This window comes from Paenibacillus sp. FSL R5-0407, assembly GCF_038009185.1.
In the GTDB taxonomy this organism is placed as follows: Bacteria; Bacillota; Bacilli; order Paenibacillales; family Paenibacillaceae; genus Fontibacillus; species Fontibacillus vini.
Map to the genome: position 1 here is coordinate 3,431,071 of NZ_JBBPAX010000001.1, position 17,628 is coordinate 3,448,698.

Below are 17,628 nucleotides of genomic sequence, written 5' to 3' on the forward strand. Positions count from 1 at the left end.
TCTTTCCGAATTAGTACAACAGAGCGTCCAGCGAGTAATCGCCGGCACCGATCAAAGCTACGCCAAGGGCAACCGCGATAATGAGCAAGTTGTATTCATACCCGTTCGCCGTGGACCAGTATCCGTTCTTGCCGTGCACCGTAACGATCGCCATGATCATCGTAATCACAATCAGCGCAGCACCGAGAGGTGTAAGCAATCCCGCCGCGAACAGCAGCCCGCCGATAAATTCTCCAGCTCCAGCCATTACGGCCATCAGTACCCCGGGCTTCAATCCCAGCGATTCCATCCATCCTCCGGTCCCCTTCGGACCGTAGCCGCCAAACCAACCGAACAGCTTTTGCGCCCCATGCGCCATAAAGGATAACCCGACCACCAACCGTAAAATCAACAAGCCCAATGCTATACTCATCATTCATTTCTCCTTTGATTATAATTTTAAATAAAGAATCTTGATATTAAGATATATGATCTGAAAAGAGTCCCCAAGCCTTCCTTCCTCCGGGCCTATCCCGGCTCTGTATCGACTCGGGGTTCGTGTGTTCCTACACCACCCAACTCACCCGCTAATCAGTTGGTCCGCTATTTGAAGCCCTCCTGGGCATACTTCCCCAGCTTTTTCAGCAGGTCTGAAGCGATCTTCTTCTCTTCTGCATTCAGTCCCTCAGTTGCCTTAGCGATCACTTCCGCATGCTTGGGAAATACCTCTTCAATGAATCTCGAGCCTTCCTCCGTGATTTCGGCAAAGGTCTGGCGGCGATCTTCCTCACAAGCTCTTCTGCGAACATAGCCTTTCTTCTCCAGCTTGTCGACGACATAAGTAATGTTGCCGCTGCTCATAAGTACTTTACCGCCGATTTGCTGAATCGGCTGAGAGCCTTTATGGTAGAGCAGTTCCAAAACGCCGAATTCCGTACGGGTTAAACCGTGCTGCCGGATATCCCGGTCCGTATGGGCATTCACCCATTGGCTGGCCCGCGATAAGGCGATATGAAGATTCAGGGCATCCTCCTGATTATAAGTCATGCTGCATTCCTCCTTAGCGTATGCTCAGCGTTTATCTCAATTTGTTTTATCTCGATGTCATTTATCTTGATATTAAGATAATTTATTTTCGATCTATTGTCAAGCGCTATTTAAAAAAAGATGCCTAAGCGGCTAATTATTGATTCCCGCCTGGCATCCCATCAAGCATCCGTTCGAACTTTCCCCGGCTCATCATTTCATGGCTGACATACTTTCCATTATAGAAGAAGGCGAAGGTCGTCCACGGTACCGGTGCCCGCTGCGCTTCCTCCCTGGAGTTCAAGAGATGCGCACAAAAGGGAATGCCTCGTTCCGCAGCCGCAGCTCTCCATTCTTGCAATACGCCGAAGGCAAACGGGCACTGTTGCGTATAGTAAACGACGATCCCGGGTTGATCCACGGCAAGCGACCTGGCCTCCTGGCGAAAAAGCGGCTGCGGAGCGGAATCGTTCCATTGCAGCACGGCCAATTCATAGTAAGGGCCTGCCTCGTCAACGATCCGAAAGCCATGGTGCAGGAAAAACTTGCGTTCGCTCAAATAAGGCATTTTTTTGCCGGCAAGCACATGCACAATCCCGTCCATCCCCCTGTTCCGGGCATCTTCAATGCAATGCTCCAAAAGACGGCGTCCATAGCCCTGACCTTTATATTTTCCACTAACCCACAAACAATTAATCATCATAAAATTGGGGGCATCCACAGGAACCCATGCCGCTTCAGCCGGAAGATATTCGATGAACACTTTGGCACGCTCATTTAACCTGTAGAAGACGAGACCTTCAGCCATCCGGTCCTTCAGCCAGCTTTTTTTGCCGCTTACCGCTTCTTCATAAGCTTTGGCGCCCAAGGCACAGCAAATATGCTCCGTCTCCAGCAGCTCCGGCGTCATGGTCATGAATTCCATGCTTAGTCCTCCCTTATCCAAGCTTAGGATTGTACTGCAATATATATCGAAACGACCGCATTCCCGGGATCGAAGTCCCTCAAGTCGTAAAGCTCATAATCTCCGGTAAAAGCCCGCTTTTCCTGCGCATCCTCAAAATAAGCCCATATCCGTCCCCAAGCTTCCGCCACTACGGTTTGTACCGGACCCCTGCGGGTCTCGAATACGATAAATTCGGAGGCCGGTATAACGGCTTGCAGCAAGCCGCTCTTAGTGAGATCGGTGTATTCAATTCCGGACTCGTGCAGCTCTTGATCCCCAGCTTTCTCTGTCCCTTGCTCATGACCGATGATCACCGTGTATGCTCCCGAAGCGTCGCTCTCATAATCGGTATAAAGCGCATAGAGCGTATTATTTCCCGTTCCGTTCTCTCCGGCAGCCGCCGCGATGATCTCCCTCTCCCGAAAATAACGGTCCCACAACTCCGGAAGGCGTCCATTCGGCCCTGCTTCCTCCGCATTCGTCGTCCGTACGCTGATCCCGGTCAGTCTGATATCTTTTTGTTGAACATAGGTTTTTGGCATCTTATATAGTCTCCCTTCATTCCTACGTCCATTGTAATTCGGGAATGTGGACATCAGTATGTCCAGTTAGAAATCGGAGGATCGCTCTCATACAGCCGGACAATCCGCTCCGCCCGCAATTTCATTTCCTGTACCAGCGAACCGGGGGTCAACACCCTGACCAGATCGCCAAAACTGAGCAGCATGGAGTAAAACCACTCATCCCGGGAAAACACCCCTTGGACGAAGATATTCCCGTCCTCCTGCACCCGAATCTGTTCCGGGAGAAACACGTCCCCTATGCGGTAGCGGGCTTCGGGCCGAAAGATCAGACTCACCTCGCACTCATCTTTGCGGGACCAGGCCGGATCCCAGCTATAACCGTCCAATACGGGAGCCTCGCGAGGATTAAAGCACTCCTGCAACAAGGAAAATTCCATGACCCGCGAAAGGCGGAACACTCGAAAATCACCGCGCATCCGGCAATAAGCCTGCAGGTACCATACCGAGCCTTTCATAATTAAGGATGCCGGCTCAACGACGCGGATATGTTCAGTTCCGTCCTGATGTATGTAAATTAAGCGGACCAATCGCTTGTCCACAATCGCCTGTCTTAACATGGCAACGTTTTGCTTTATCGCCGGCCCTTGACCCCAGGGTTGAAAGTCAAAAACCAGTTCGGAACCGCCGGACTCCCAGGCGGTCTTCCCGGAAGGCTGCAACAGGGCTTTGAATTTCTCAAGCAGATCCGCATAAGTCCGGTCCTCTAACGCTTGGCTTGCCCCTCTGAGGGCCGCAAGCAGCGAGGCGATCTCCCCTTGCGAGACCAAGTGCCGGTCCAGCGTATATCGATCCATGATCTCAAAACCGCCGGCCGTCCCTTGCAGGGCCGTTACGGGAATTCCCGCCAGGCTTAGGGTTTCCATATCTCTATAAATTGTCTTGACGGACACCTCGAACCGTTCGGCGAGCTCTCTGGCGCTCATCCGCCCCCGGTTCAGCAGCAGGACCGTCATGGCTAACAAGCGTTCCGTTTTCACCTCAGTATGCACCTTCTCTACTCGGTTACTCAATCATGTCATGAAATCATGTCACGAATCATGGCATGAGCTTACACCCATTAATTTCGTCCCTTGATGGCTAAAATCCTATTTGAGATTAACATTTAACTGTATTTCCTCCAGCTAATTTGTTTCTAAATAGGGTAGGAGACTAATTTAGCTGGAAAAGATGCATCTAATTTGGCCCTGTTGAACAATATTCCATATAATCCGAGAAAATAGCTGGAGGTTTTACAGTTATTTATATTTAATACCGCGCGCCAGCACCAGCCTCAATTTAAACTTACATTTTCTAACCTTACACATCCTGTATTTAACAAAAAAGAACCCGGCACCTATGCCGGGTTCTTTTCCCATAAGAATATATATCGTAATTCGTTTACTTGGCTGTGTAACCGCCATCGATCGGAAGTTCGATTCCGGTAATGTACGAGGACTCGTCCGACGCCAGGAACAACACGCCGGCCGCGATGTCTTCCGCCAAACCAAGACGCGGAAGCGGAGTTACGGAATTGAACCAGGCTTTCATTTTCTCGTCCTTCATCAAGCCTTCTGTCATCGGGGTTTGGATAATCCCCGGATGCACCGAGTTGGCGCGGATGTTGTGTTTCGCAAAGTCTACGGCCGTCGCCTTCGTCAGCATGCGGACAGCTCCTTTACTTGCGGTGTACGGGCCTGCCCCGTTGCCTCCGGTCAAGCCTGCGATCGAGGAAATGTTGACGATCGAACCGCCGCCGCCTTCGATCATATGCGGAATTACATATTTTTGACCCAGGAACACGCTCTTGATATTAATATCCATAACTTTGTTCCAGAGCTCGACGGTAGTATCCATCATTGGGGTAGGACTGGAGATACCTGCATTGTTGACCAGAATGTCGATCTTGCCAAACTTCGCGATCGTTTCATCCACGACGCGCTTCCAGTCTTCTTCAGATGTAACGTTGTGAGCCACGCCGAGAGCTTCGCCGCCATTTTGATTAATTTCTTCCGCTGCCGCCAGAATCTTTTCTTCCTGGATATCCGTAATAACTACCTTGGCGCCTTCTTTGACAAAAAGAAGCGCATCGGCCAATCCCATGCCGCCGGCGGCACCCGTAATGATAGCTACTTTATTATCTAATCTTCCCATGTTCAGTTCCTCCTGATGAGTTATTTCGAATCTTTTGGTTTTCATTTTGAATCCGAATCCGGATCCTGGCTTTGGATGTGTTGAAAGCTATCGATCATCTTCTGGTAGGATGCCAATAACAAATCCAGCTCCTGCTCCGTAAAGTTGGACCACATTTGCTGAGTAAGCTCTTTATATCTGGCCACAAGCCGCCTTTCGACTTCCCGGCCCTGATCCGTTAAATGCAGATTTACGCTCCGCCTGTCCGCATCGGATGTCCTCCGTTCAAGGTACCCTTTGCGCACTAATTTATTCGTCAGATTCGTTATGGCGGGCAAAGTTACGTCCAGTTCTTCCGCCAATTCCGAGCTATTGCGCTGCCCGGTACCGCTTAAAATCTGCAGAATCAGATACTGCTGAGCAGTAACATCGGGATCGAGCAGTTTACCGTACGAAACGACAAACTTGGTCATCTGCTGCGATAACATGAACGAAAGTAAATCGCCCTTTTCCAGCCTCGATCACCTCTATCTTTAAATAATAATTATTAGCTTTTAATAGTTAATACCTCTTAACTATTATGCTTTAATGATACTTCTGATATACATAAGAGTCAAGAATCTGTCAGAAACTGCCTTGGTCCTCGTCCGGCATTGTTCCTTGAATAGGATTTCAGTCGGGTAATCCATTATAATGGAGGAGCAGCAATGAATCGAAATCAATTATCCAGGAGGTAAAAGAATGGAACTTCAAAATAAGAAAGCCATTATTACGGGGGCAGGCAAGGGAATCGGCAAGGCGCTGGCCATTGCGCTCGCCAAGGAAGGCGTACATCTCGGCCTGATCGCACGGACAACCGCGGATTTGGAGTCTCTGCAGCAACAGCTTGGCAGCGAGTACGGGATTAAAGTACATATCGCCTCCGCCGATATCTCCGAACAAAGCGAAGCGACTTCCGCTGTTTCGAAGCTGATTGAAGAACTCGGTTCTGTAGACATTCTGATCAACAATGCGGGGATTGCCAAGTTCGGCACCTTGGTGGACATGGACCCGGCTGACTGGGAACGGATTATCCGGGTCAACCTAATGGGGACCTATCATGTAACCCGCGCCGCCCTGCCGCATATGCTTGAACAACAAAGCGGAGATATCATCAATGTCGCCTCAACGGCCGGAGAACGCGGATTTGCAACCGGCTCGGCTTATTGCGCTTCCAAATTTGCGCTGCTCGGGATGACCGAATCGCTGATGCAGGAAGTCCGCAAATCCAACATCCGTGTCGTGGCTCTTACGCCAAGCACGGTGAATACGGAACTGGCCGTAAACACCGGCCTCAAGATCGGGGATGAGGACCGGATGATGCAGCCGGAAGATGTGGCTGAACTGGCATTGGCTACCCTCAAACTGCCGAAGCGGGTGTTCGTCAAAACCGCGGGCATTTGGACCACCAATCCGCAATAAAAATAACGCCCGCCGTCCAAAGCCATGGACGGCGGGCATTTTTAAAAGTGCTTTCCCTTTATTTACGGATGCCGGCCCGAGGTCCGACATTCATAAATACATTGATGGCGAACAAAATTACGCTCACCACCACCAGTGTCGCTCCGATCGGGATGATCGACTCGAACGATGTCTTGCCTTCCAGTACAAAAGCAAGGCCGATCATCATAATCGGTAAACCGATCGAATGGGCCCAGAACTGGATCTTGCCTAGTACACTTGCCGCCGCTCTTGGAAATAACCAATAAATAACGCCTGCTAGCGCAAACGAAGCCCAGCCCAGCAGATTAAGATGAGCGTGTACCCCGGTCAACGTGTAATCATGGGCTATGGACATGTACATCCCTAGCAGCACCCCGATTACAAAGTAAACAACCGAAACTTTAATATACGTGACTCCCGTGATCGTCATGTGCGCCTGCCTCCTCTTTTCACAAAAAGTTCAAACGCTTGATTCCCCACATTCTATTCACGTATACATGAAAACATGCTAGAGTATAGCCTTCTATCGCCATTCTTCGGGCAGCAACCTATTGTAGTGCGGATGAAGGTAACGGTCGTCTATTAGTAACAGCACTCCATGATCATTCTCCGAGCGAATAAGCCGGCCTCCGGCTTGAAGCACTTTGTTCATTCCCGGAAAAACATAAGCATAATCGAACCCGTCCTTGTTCTGTTCATTAAAATAATCCCGGATGATGTCCCGCTCCAGGCCGATTTGCGGCAGCCCGACACCAACCACTGCAACCCCGGTCAACCGGTCGCCGACCAGGTCGATCCCTTCGGAAAATATGCCGCCCATCACCGCAAAACCCACCAGCGTTTCCTTATTATCCGCATCAAATGCGGCAAGAAAATCCTCCCGCTCCTGTTCGGACATCGCCCCTTGCTGCACCAGGAAGCGAACGTTCTCCATGGGCTCGGCGGTCACTAATTCATAGATAAGATTCATATAAACGTAGGAAGGAAAAAAATACAGATAGTTGCCGGAACGCCCGAGGGCCAGCTGTCTCAGCAACTCCGCAAGCGCATCTTTGGTCTGCTCCCGATCCCGGTACCGGGTCGAGAGCGGATGAATGGTCACGTCCAATTGCTCGCGGGCAAACGGCGACGGAATCGAGACCGTATAATCCTCCGGCGTTGCGCCCAGCATGTCCCGGTAATAGGACAGCGGCGACAAGGTGGCGGAGAAGAGAATCCGGGAGCGGAACCCTTTACCCATCTCCCGCAATAGGTGCGAGGGATCGAGGCAGAACATTTTAATTCTCAGATCCTTGGCCGTGATCTCCGCATAAGTAACATAGCGTTCGTCATACAGTTTACCGGTTCGGACGAAGCTCTGTGCGGCAAAATAGGTTTGCAGCAGCAACGCCGCATCCTCAGTGGCCGCCCCGGCCCCCGGTCCGGGCGAGGCCAGCTCCTGCTCCGCATGGAAGATGAATTCCTCGGCCAGGCCCAGCAATTCCTCCGGCTTGTTCCGGTCGACCCGGTGTGGTCCTTCCGTCTCTTTCCGCAGGGCGATGAAGAAGCCGTTGACCGCCTTGGCGGCGCGGTATACAGCAGCATTCATCCCTTTGTATCCCCGCTGCAAGGCCAAAAAGTCGGCTTTGCTCAATTCCGCCGAGTACATCTCGCGCGCCCGGTCCACGAGGTTATGGGCCTCGTCCACCAGCAGCGCCGTCCGGCTCTTTTGCTCGCCGAACATTCTTTTTAAAGACACTTTAGGATCAAAAATATAGTTATAATCGCAGATCACCGCATCCGCCGCATAGGCGAGATCCAGCGAATATTCGAACGGGCAAACCCGATGCTTGCGGGCGTACTTCTCAATCACCTGCCGCCCGATTAACGTCTCATGAGTCAAAATATCCAGCACGGCGCCATTGATCCGGTCGTAGTATCCGTCCGCGAACGGGCAGTCCTCTTTGCGGCAGCTAACCTCTTCCTGGAAGCAAACTTTGTCCTTTGCCGTAATCGTAACGGCATGCAGATGCAGCCCGCCCGCCTGCATAAGCGCGAAAGCCTCCTCCGCCGCGGTCCGGGTAATCGTCTTGGCGGTCAAGTAAAACAGATGCTGCAAATGCCCCTCCCCGATCGCTTTGATCGCGGGAAATGTGGTGGAGATCGTTTTTCCGATTCCGGTAGGCGCCTTGGCGAACAGACTGACTTTCTCTTCAATCGTTTTATAGACGGCTCCCGCCAGTTTCCGTTGTCCGGCGCGGTAGGTCTTGAACGGAAAAGAGAGTTGTGAGATGCTGCGATCCCTGGCTTCCCGGTGTGTGCGAAGCATTTCGGCGTAAGGAGCGTATTGCCGAACCACCTCTTGAACGAAAGACTCCAATTCGGCATAATCCGCCTCTTCGCGATATCGTTTCAGTTCACCGGTTGGAAGCTGCATGTACGTCAGCTGAATCCTCATCCGCGGCAAGCAACGCTCCCTGGCTACCATATACGCATAGCATCTGGCCTGCGCCCAATGCACCGGATACGTCTCTTCCGTGATGAGCGCCAGGTCGCCTGAAGTAGACTTGATCTCATCAATCGTCATCAGCCCGTCTTCTTCCGCAAGCAGCCCGTCGCAACGTCCATCCACGACAAAGAGGAGATCCCCGTAAGGAATCTCCGCAGATACATATACTTCTTTCTGGTCCGTCTCCCCATACTGCCGCTGCACCTGTTGATGGGCCTTCGTCCCCTCGACCAACGTGGTCATAGTGCGGAACCCGCTGGACAGATCGCCACTGCTAAACACATACTCCACCAAGGGTCTTACCGCTATATTTATCACCGGATTGGTCATCTTTTCACCTGCCGTGCTTTAGTAGAACATTTGTTCTAAGTATAGCATAGGCAGGGAGGAATTGTAATGTGGGGATTGAGGTAGCACCACCGTAAGCAGCTACATAATGCTTAGCTTCTTCTCAAAAGATTCTTGGAACCATTCGTAGTTATCATGGATACGTTCCTTGTCGGCATCACTTAAGTCAAAATATCTTTCTAAAATTGCATTGAGAAACTCAGCTGAAAGTGACTCTCCGAATGGTTGTAAACTATCGGTTGATAAATTATCCATTATTGCTCCTATCAATGCTGTAGATGCATTTGTTAATTTTTCGGTAATAATCTCTTTTGCTTTTTCATGGTCAACTTCATAGAGCATATTAAATGCAACAGCTTGAAGAAATTCATCTCCCAAATCTTCTTTGAGTATTTTAAGGCAATAAGGTACTGCCCCTTCCTTATCTCTTATAGAAAGTTCTGTTAAAGCAGTAGTTACTTCATCTAAATTATCTAAGTTTGTTATGATTGTAATAAGTTCAGCATTATTCATACTTGCAATATAGGTCTCGTAATTTTCCGATCTATCCAACGCATTTGCTAAGTCCTTGTTGTCCATATACTTCACCTCATCAAAAAAAGCTCATTCCTACTCATAAAACAAGTTGGAGAGAGCTTGAAAGTTTATCAAGTGTTAGAATCAGTTAGTGTTTGGTTTGTTGGTTGTATTGTACGATCTTGTTGTAAAAATTGTAAACCCCAGTTTTTCAATCCTGCAAATACTCCCTATGTTTTATATGATTCTGATTTAATAAAGTTATCTACTAAAAATTTAACATTATCACTTAGTCTCTCAAAAAGTTCGTTAAACTTAATCTTTGCATCCTCATTGTCTAGAAGAGAAAGCGTAGCTATTGCAACATGTCCGAATTGCCATGGTCCAATAAATTTACTGTCTGTTAAAAGTTCCCCGAGTCCAGCTAGCCTATCTACAATTCTTAAATTACAGTAATTTCTTTCAATCAATTTGAACATTGCCATAGCAACAACCCTTAAATTTTTAGCTTCTAAACATACTATTAAATCTTCGCTTTTTATCTTATCAGTTTTAATCTCTTCTGCTAATTCAGCTATTGAAGCCATAGTATCTTCCTTTCAAAAATTTTATTCAGCACTGGGTAGGCCCACCCAAAAAAGAAACCTTGAAAGGCATGAAGCCAATCAGGGTTAGTATAGGACTTGCTTAATTCACGCCTAAATATTTGTTTACAATAGACTCATTTGCTGGATGAATGATAGCTACTCCATCAGACCATTCCGTTCCGTCACTATTCAAAGTGCGGCCGCACGTATCACACTCTAAAATTAATTTTTTCTCCGCTGTCTTCAGAACTTCAGCAACAACATAATTCAACTCATCATCTTTACACCTTGGACAATCTTTTCCTGAACGAAGTTTAACCAAATCCCAAAGTGTGTCACCTAATCTCATTACAAAGGAATCTACTGTATCTGGCTTTAAATTAAACATCCTTTTTGATTCTAGATCAAGCAATATCTCCGGTTCTTTTGAAATATAGTCATATATATCAACATCCAAAATTGGGCTAAGTCTATTCCAATATACTGAATATTCCAACCCAGCCTTATTCTTTTTTATCCAATCAACCAAAATTAAAAAATAATCGACATAACTGTTAAATAATAAGGGGTTGCTCATTAAACTTTTAAAGTCTTCCCAAATGAAAGCGTCCAATGTTTTTTCAAAGTCTTGCATTTCTATCATCCTTTCCTAAATATCAAGCCTCATGGTGCTGGTACAGGATAAGTTGTAATCAAATTACCTGCTTTGTCTGTAAAAATTTTAATCCAAGTGGTTTCTCCACCACCATATTTTAAGGCTGAATTACCAACAACCTCTCCAACATTTACTGTTCTAGTGAACTGACCCCCACCAATGTCTGTAACAGTAGATTTGACAACGTCTGAACTCTGTAGAATTTCCTTTAACTTATCCGGCGCAATTGAGAAAATCGACCTACTATTAGCTAATGGTCTGTTAAAATGCCCTTCAAGAATATGATCAAATCCTGCTGAAACTGGTTCTCCTGTATCTCTTAATGGAGTAAATCTGGTTCTCCCATTAGCAATATTTATCCTTGATTGTACAGTTCCTAAACCTGTTGTAACATTACCCGTCCCCTCAATCGACTTATTCACCTCTGGAGTCTGCGGTGCCTCAACTGCTTTTGGAGGTTTAGTCACATCAGGACTTTGGAGTTCAGAAGGCGGCTTCGTTTCATTTCCTGTTATTTTGTCGATATCCTTAATCGGTATATTTATGTCTATCTTCGATTCTATTATAATAAATACCTTCTTAAGTCCTGCCCCAACAATACCTCCTCCAACTGCACTTGTTGCTGCGGCTATAATATTCTCCCCCACCATGCCGCCGATGCGTTCCCACCTCTGGCTCGGTTTGAGTTCCTGCAGTTCTACATATACATCCTTAAGTGAGGCCCATTTATTCACTGCCGCCTTCCGAATATAACTTAGCGGATCCTTACTGAACTTACCCGCTTCCTCATTCAGATTTATATAGACCTGCTTAATTCCTTGAAGTAGAGCCTCTCCACTAGCAACCGGATGTGAAACGATTTCTGCGAATTTATCTGCTATATTGTTGATGCTATTGTCCAGCCCTATATAGAAGCCTTTGCCAAATGCCAGTACCTCATAACCGTCCAGCATGGATTCTTTATAGGATTCCTGGGCCGATCTCAACTCGTTTATTTTTTCTTCCAATCGCCGATACGCTTCGGATCGTTCCCAATATTCCAAATAATCATAAGTTACGGGATCATATCCTTTAGCCAAAGCAAATTCCCAGAAATCAAGAACATGCTCATCCATTGTAATGTCCACGCTTACTTCTCCAGGCATAACCTCATAGCCGAATTCATCCAAAAACTGACGAAGAAGCATCTTCAAATTGGCATCATTGGGTTTTACATCGTCAAGGCTTTCTACCGTCTTAACCTTCACTACCTTCTGTACCCGCTTATTCAGTTCCACCGAATTACCTGCACGAAGTTGTACCGTTTTCATGGCACTTTGGATCTTCTGTTCTGCTTCCTTTTCTACTCTGACGTAATCCTGCGCTACCCGGCGAAGCGTCTTTGCTTTACTACCTAGACGGTCATCAATGGATTGCGATAACTTCCGAATCTCCTGAAGCACCCGATCGACCTCATTTACCGCTGCTTGGACAGAAGATTCGGAATAAGCAGAGCGGGTGTCTCTAATCAATTGTGAGATATCCCGATATACATTAGCTGTGCTTTCCCCAATGCCCATGCGCAAACGCTCCATATGGTTTGCAAGCCCCTTGATTTGATCCGGATCTACTTTCTGATTCAACATGGCCCTCCTTTCCGAGCTTGTATTGTCCTGACTTTCCTTCCGCATAAATACCCCTCCATTACTCCGTGTCTCTTTCAAAGTGAGGGTGATTGACATGGATGTAATGAAAGGGGTATAGGGTTCAAAACTAATTATTCAAATCATCAAACATGGAGCCAACGACGGTGATGCCGATATGATCCAGTTCCTCTACGCCATCCATACTACCCAGCACGTTATAGGCGTGATTCCCCGTCAAATCAATAGAGTCCATCGAAACGTGGATTGAATACTCCCCATCTTGCATGTTCGCATGCGTATATACCGGAAGATTGTTCGGATTGATCTTGATCGTGACTTTTGTTGTCTCAGTAATTCTGTAAATATGCTGACCATCTTTAACGTATTCCCGGTATTTGTAATACAGGTTCTTGCCTTCTGTCTTGGACAGGCTATAACCTTCCATCACCATTTTCCAAAAATCATGGGTATAACCGTCGCGGTTTTGGGAGTGCGGGATCTCGTTCACTTTTTTAGTGTAGCGTTTCTGTGTCGTGTCGTTTCTATCCAGAACTTCCAGAAGCACCGCACCATTTACACCCGTGTTATTCTTTGCTGTCAAAACCCCCGGCTTTGTCGCAAAGCCCCCGCGGTTATTAGATTTGAGCTTTTCATTCCGCAAGTTGACTGCTTCCTTGTTGCTATTGATATAAATGAGGTCCGATTCATATTTAAAAGAATCAATTAGAGAATCAACCAGATCCTGGTGATCTGCGGTATCCTCCGTCGTCTGCTTGTAAGTAACCGTCTTAACGGTAAAAGTGTATTCCCCTGCCGGATTAAAATAATACCCCGATTTGATCGGGTAATCATACTTCTGCAGTTCCTTATCGGTTGCAAATACCGCCTTGTCATACTGCGACTTCTTGTTTGTCCGCTTGCTCGCCGCGCTTCTCGCCTGGCCGTACTCTTCTTCCATCGTCTTCTCAGCGTGTATAGTAACCTCTCCACTGGCTTGTTGAGTAAATTCCCGCTCATACTGTCCGGGAACCATCTCCCATTTATACGGCTTTTTGTTTTCGCCCAAATGATTCATCCAGCGTATGACGTCGAACTTATAAGGCTCATTCACCCAGTACAATTTCTTTTGCAGCGATTGCGGACTGTTCTCTTCAATCTCTGTTTTAAAATCAGTAGGCGGAGGGACCTCTTCCATACCGTTATAGACGTACATTTTGAAAACAGAAGGGAGTTCGCCGGGAGTGAAGTCCGCAGTGGCGGTGCTCTCAACGGTCCTTGTTTGGGTGGTGCAGATATCTTGGCCGTCCTTATCCTTTCCCTCACAGGATTGATAGGATTCTTCGTAGGTGTACGGCCTACTCACAGAGCCGGAATAAGAAATTTTTCCGTCCCTAGTCAACGGGATTTCGGGATCTTCCGGATTCAAGTACGATCCCTTTGCCGGATTATCCCCAAAATCCTCCCGCTTTATCGTGTATCTGGCGATCGGGGACCTAGTAAAGGATTCTCCTGGTTCATTAATGTCCGGGTTGGGATCATCATCAAAATTCCGGTATAAATCCTTAGGGTCCTCTACAACATTTAACCGTCCCGTTGCATTGGCACCTTCCTTCCACTTTCCTTGGGGAAGCTGCAAAGTTGCCGTATTGGACGGAAGGTCTTCCCTATACTTGATCGACAGGGCATCATAAGGCAGTGCTTGCGGAACCGTCAGCTTAATCGCATCCGGGTCCGAATCCAGAACATTGTTTGTCAAATCGTCTTCTTTCGGTGAATTCCCGTCTTTGTTAATTTTGAACTGGACGCGGACATCGCTGTCCGGCATTATAAACGAGGCATTCAATAACCTTTTCCCGCCCGCAGGGATGGCTAGATTCCCAGTCTCCGCGAGTGCGTGTCCCGTGAATTTCAGGCCATCGTCAGCCGTCAATCGCTTGCCATCGGCTTTTCGGGTAATAATCCATTCATATGGAGCTGTGACCGGTTCTTTAAAATCCGACCGTATCCGGACGCTCACCAGCACCCCTTCTTCGGCCACCTCTGCGGAAGGCAGAGTTTCGAACTCGGCAGACAGATCTGGTCCTTGATCTAAGGTAGAGAAAGCGGCAATCGGGATTCCAAGGTAAGTAATGCTTCCATCCTTATGGTTTATGTAAATGCGGCCGTACCCTTGGGAGAGATAAGTAGGAGGCTGAATGACATGAACGTAATCGATCCACTTTCCTTTGCCGCGGTTGGGTTTGGCTCCTTTGGTGTAGACGACAAGACCGGCCCGTTCCTTATTTTTGTGATACATGAGTCCATCCCCGTATTTTCTCCCGCCATATTCGCGGTCCAATCCGGCCTGAATTAACTTCTCAAAGGTACCGTCGGGAAGGGCTTCTTTCAGGTTGTCGGGGACGTTTTTCATTTTGAACTGGTCGAAGTTATTCTTGCGAACCTCTTTCATATTTTTCCAAGGTTCAGAAACCAGATCGAAATTTTGAATCTGCTTTCCGCTCCATCCCGCATCCCAAGGAAACCCCTTGGTGGAAACAGGATCTCCATTAATAGAGTATCCTGAATAGCGATACATTTTAATATCTTCAAAGTAGTCATCATGGCTCTTACCGTATACTATTTCAAATCCATAAAACTCAGTAGGCTTGCTTAGGCCTTCCTGTATTCTTTTTTTTATTATTCCTTCTTGATTAAAGGCTCCCTTTCCGGTTCTTTCTAAGAAATAGTCTTCCTTTTCATATATTTCATTCATATCATGATTCGCTCTTTTAAGAACTTCATCAGCAGCGGAAGCCCCGGCTTCATTTAACTCATTTAAAAGTTTAATAACTTTACTTTCATCGTTCTTCTCAACTGCCAGTGCTTTATATGGAATCACGCTAAATAAAAGTATTGATATTAAAATCCACATTGTTATTTTCTTCATGACACACCTACTTCATATAAATCTTCAAACTAGTATCTTCATTCTCCTGAGATCCCACCCAAATTTCATAAGTATCATCCTTGAACACTTTTGTTTCAAGGATATCCCCCCGTACTTTTTTCTTTTTCACGTATGCCATAATGGTATCCACTGTCTTTGACTCTACCTGTTGCCTTAAAACAGCCTCCATTTCCTCAACTTGTTTGTTATAATCTCTACCCTTGGTTGTAAATGTAACTCTCAACCCAAGCACAAAACTACCCGACTTTAGTTTGTCATACTTTCCATCGTCATCAATACTCAATTTAGAACCCGTATTGTAGTACACCTTAAATCCATGGATCACATCTTCTTTTACCGTATCTTCGTCTGACCCACCGTTAGGGCCTGTAGGTTTTTCAGGATTTGTCGGGTTGGCTGGTTCTTTCGGGTTCTCTGAATCGACCGGTTCCTTCGGATCCGTCGAAGAGTTACCGCCGGTACTTGCCGAATTGCTGCCGCTGGCGCTCATATCAGAAGTTGTAATCAGCACCGTATTGATCGCAGCATCCCATTCCACCGTAGCACCGAGTCCTTCACTCACAAAGCGCAGGGGGACGAACGTTCTGCTTTCTTTACGGAGAGCAGCCGTATCCATTTGTTTCTTTTGTCCGTTTAAGGTGTACGCCTTTTTGTCTAAGGTCAGAATGATGGAGTCGGAATCCAACACAACCGTCACCGTTTTTGTGGCTGACTTCCAATTCACGTCTGCCCCCAGGGCTTCGCTCACAAAACGTACCGGTACCTGAACCCGCTGATTTTTGTCCGCAAATGGCTGAGCGTCGGGAAAATAAATTCGTTCTCCGTTCACTTCCACCCTCAGCGGCATTTTAACCGTTGCCCCGAACGAACTAGCCGGGAGAATCGTAACCAATACAAGAATTGCCGTAAACATCGATAGTACCTTTTTCATCATAATTTCCTCCTTTAATCGAAGAGATAAATTTTTCCATTTAACAGTATCTAACTGGGTATTTTACTAGAATGACCCATTTCATACAATAGCTAAGTCAAAACAAAAAAAGCCTATTCCCGCCCCTTTTTTTGGACAGAAATAAGCTTCTCTATGGTAGGATCATTTTCAGGTTCATTCCTTTAGTCTGATCCAATTATATTTAAAAAATAGGGTCATCAACAGGTTCGAGAGGAAATGAATGAAGAAAGGGACGAGAATATTATCGGTTTCGGCATAAACCCAACCAAAGACCAAAGCGGGCACGGTTATATTTAAGAGCATTAGCGGCTTCTTGTAATATTGCACATGGAAGGCCAAGAACAGGAGTGCCGTCGCCAGAATCGCTAACCATTCCTTTTTCAAAAATAACAGCAGTCCGTTTTGGATGAGACCACGGAACAACAGTTCTTCGAACAAGGCTGCCGAGAACATGAACAGCACTATCTTCATTAATGAAAGATGTTGATAATTCTTGTTGGCGTCGTCAATATGCTCTGAGGAAAGGCGCTTCGTCAGAATCACCCCGAGCAACAGGATTCCCGTTAAGGGAATTAAGGTATAGAGCGCCCACTCCAGTGGAGACTTTTTGAAAGATAAGATATCCGGCAGGCTATACGTCCCTTGAACGACCAGCAGCATAATAACCGCAGCGCAAACCAAGGAAAAGGAAAAGAACACCGCAATCGCCTCTTCCGGTTTGGATTCCCTTCTTTTACTTTGGCCGGACTTATCCTTCTTCAACGTTTCCTTCATCTATATACTTCCCTCTTCACTTCCTTGCCCGGAATTCATCCTCCAGCAGGCCCATCGTAATTGAATCATGATATTCATGATTATAATACAAGGCCTCTCTCTGGACACCCTCCCGTTTGAAGCCCAGCTTCTCGTAAACATGCAGCGCCCTTGGATTGTAATCAAAAACATTCAGTTCAATCCGGTGCATATTCAGAATGCCGAATCCGTAATCCAACATCAGCTTTAACGCCTCCGTGCCGTAGCCTTTGCCGGTCTGGGCCCGACTGCTTATAGCAATCCGGATATTGCAGTTCCGATTATAGGGATCGATGTCCTGCAACGCGATGTCTCCTATCAGCTCGTCATTCTCGCACAGGGCAATCAGTAACAACACGCTGGAGTCATCCTGGCTTTTACGCTCGATATAAGCGGAGATGCCCTCCTTCGTAAAATGCCGTTGGGTTCCTGTCAGCCTTCTTGTCTCCGGGTCGTATAAATTATGAAAATACCATTCCGCATCCTCCGCGCCAATGGGGCGCAAATAGACCTGCTCCCCTTCCAAAAACCTTGCTTGAACCGTCATCTTTTTCATATCTCCTTCAATATAATTCTCTATAATTCTCTTGTC

At 47.0% G+C, this 17,628-nt stretch carries 18 protein-coding genes; 1 reads left to right on the forward strand and 17 read right to left on the reverse strand.

Going from position 1 to position 17,628, the window contains the following annotated elements; genetic code table 11:
* Positions 1-10: 10 nt before the first annotated feature.
* The 7 genes from NYE70_RS16305 to NYE70_RS16335 form a co-directional block, all read right to left on the reverse strand.
* Positions 11-412 (reverse strand): DoxX family protein, encoded by a 402-nt coding sequence (locus tag NYE70_RS16305; RefSeq protein ID WP_341046916.1) that lies wholly within the window; start codon positions 410-412, stop codon positions 11-13.
* Between the two features lie 170 nt (positions 413-582).
* A complete protein-coding gene (locus NYE70_RS16310) occupies positions 583-1,026 on the reverse strand; it encodes a MarR family winged helix-turn-helix transcriptional regulator (protein WP_211023091.1) in 444 nt (147 codons plus the stop codon).
* A gap of 136 nt (positions 1,027-1,162) precedes the next feature.
* Positions 1,163-1,930 carry an N-acetyltransferase gene (locus tag NYE70_RS16315; RefSeq protein WP_213653580.1) on the reverse strand — a complete coding sequence of 256 codons (768 nt, stop codon included), beginning with the start codon at positions 1,928-1,930 and terminating at the stop codon, positions 1,163-1,165.
* Positions 1,931-1,953: 23 nt separating this feature from the next.
* The gene (locus NYE70_RS16320; protein WP_211023093.1) at positions 1,954-2,493 is read right to left on the reverse strand and encodes a GyrI-like domain-containing protein; all 540 of its coding nucleotides are present in this window, start codon (positions 2,491-2,493) and stop codon (positions 1,954-1,956) included.
* A gap of 53 nt (positions 2,494-2,546) precedes the next feature.
* Complete coding sequence (locus NYE70_RS16325; protein ID WP_341046919.1) at positions 2,547-3,545, reverse strand: helix-turn-helix transcriptional regulator; 999 nt, start codon at positions 3,543-3,545, stop codon at positions 2,547-2,549.
* 367 nt (positions 3,546-3,912) lie between these two features.
* Positions 3,913-4,665 carry an SDR family NAD(P)-dependent oxidoreductase gene (locus tag NYE70_RS16330; RefSeq protein WP_213653577.1) on the reverse strand — a complete coding sequence of 251 codons (753 nt, stop codon included), beginning with the start codon at positions 4,663-4,665 and terminating at the stop codon, positions 3,913-3,915.
* 41 nt (positions 4,666-4,706) lie between these two features.
* Positions 4,707-5,132, reverse strand: a complete 426-nt coding sequence (locus NYE70_RS16335) for a MarR family winged helix-turn-helix transcriptional regulator (RefSeq protein ID WP_211023095.1) — start codon at positions 5,130-5,132, stop codon at positions 4,707-4,709.
* Between the two features lie 253 nt (positions 5,133-5,385).
* On the opposite strand from NYE70_RS16335, the gene NYE70_RS16340 reads away from it, so the two are divergent.
* Positions 5,386-6,105: a 3-ketoacyl-ACP reductase gene (locus NYE70_RS16340; RefSeq protein ID WP_213653576.1), complete on the forward strand. Its 720-nt coding sequence runs from the start codon at positions 5,386-5,388 to the stop codon at positions 6,103-6,105.
* Positions 6,106-6,163: 58 nt separating this feature from the next.
* Here the strand turns inward: NYE70_RS16340 and NYE70_RS16345 are convergent, their stop codons facing one another.
* The 10 genes from NYE70_RS16345 to NYE70_RS16390 all read right to left on the reverse strand — a co-directional run bounded on the left by NYE70_RS16345 (position 6,164) and on the right by NYE70_RS16390 (position 17,583).
* Positions 6,164-6,556 carry a cytochrome-c oxidase gene (locus NYE70_RS16345; RefSeq protein ID WP_211023097.1) on the reverse strand — a complete coding sequence of 131 codons (393 nt, stop codon included), beginning with the start codon at positions 6,554-6,556 and terminating at the stop codon, positions 6,164-6,166.
* 93 nt (positions 6,557-6,649) lie between these two features.
* Positions 6,650-8,944 carry an ATP-dependent DNA helicase gene (locus tag NYE70_RS16350; protein ID WP_341046923.1) on the reverse strand — a complete coding sequence of 765 codons (2,295 nt, stop codon included), beginning with the start codon at positions 8,942-8,944 and terminating at the stop codon, positions 6,650-6,652.
* Positions 8,945-9,043: 99 nt separating this feature from the next.
* Positions 9,044-9,541 (reverse strand): hypothetical protein, encoded by a 498-nt coding sequence (locus NYE70_RS16355; RefSeq protein ID WP_213653574.1) that lies wholly within the window; start codon positions 9,539-9,541, stop codon positions 9,044-9,046.
* A gap of 167 nt (positions 9,542-9,708) precedes the next feature.
* Positions 9,709-10,065, reverse strand: a complete 357-nt coding sequence (locus NYE70_RS16360; RefSeq protein ID WP_213653573.1) for a hypothetical protein — start codon at positions 10,063-10,065, stop codon at positions 9,709-9,711.
* A gap of 100 nt (positions 10,066-10,165) precedes the next feature.
* Positions 10,166-10,699: a hypothetical protein gene (locus NYE70_RS16365; protein ID WP_213653572.1), complete on the reverse strand. Its 534-nt coding sequence runs from the start codon at positions 10,697-10,699 to the stop codon at positions 10,166-10,168.
* A gap of 29 nt (positions 10,700-10,728) precedes the next feature.
* Entirely contained in the window at positions 10,729-12,342 is a 1,614-nt protein-coding gene (locus tag NYE70_RS16370; RefSeq protein ID WP_213653571.1) for a WXG100 family type VII secretion target, read from the reverse strand.
* Between the two features lie 130 nt (positions 12,343-12,472).
* The gene (locus tag NYE70_RS16375) at positions 12,473-14,920 is read right to left on the reverse strand and encodes an Athe_2463 domain-containing protein (RefSeq protein WP_341046924.1); all 2,448 of its coding nucleotides are present in this window, start codon (positions 14,918-14,920) and stop codon (positions 12,473-12,475) included.
* Positions 14,921-15,278: 358 nt separating this feature from the next.
* Positions 15,279-16,223: a copper amine oxidase N-terminal domain-containing protein gene (locus tag NYE70_RS16380; protein WP_341046925.1), complete on the reverse strand. Its 945-nt coding sequence runs from the start codon at positions 16,221-16,223 to the stop codon at positions 15,279-15,281.
* A gap of 174 nt (positions 16,224-16,397) precedes the next feature.
* Positions 16,398-17,018, reverse strand: a complete 621-nt coding sequence (locus NYE70_RS16385; RefSeq protein ID WP_290406828.1) for a CPBP family intramembrane glutamic endopeptidase — start codon at positions 17,016-17,018, stop codon at positions 16,398-16,400.
* 16 nt (positions 17,019-17,034) lie between these two features.
* Entirely contained in the window at positions 17,035-17,583 is a 549-nt protein-coding gene (locus NYE70_RS16390) for a GNAT family N-acetyltransferase (RefSeq protein ID WP_290406827.1), read from the reverse strand.
* Between the last annotated feature and the right edge of the window lie 45 nt (positions 17,584-17,628).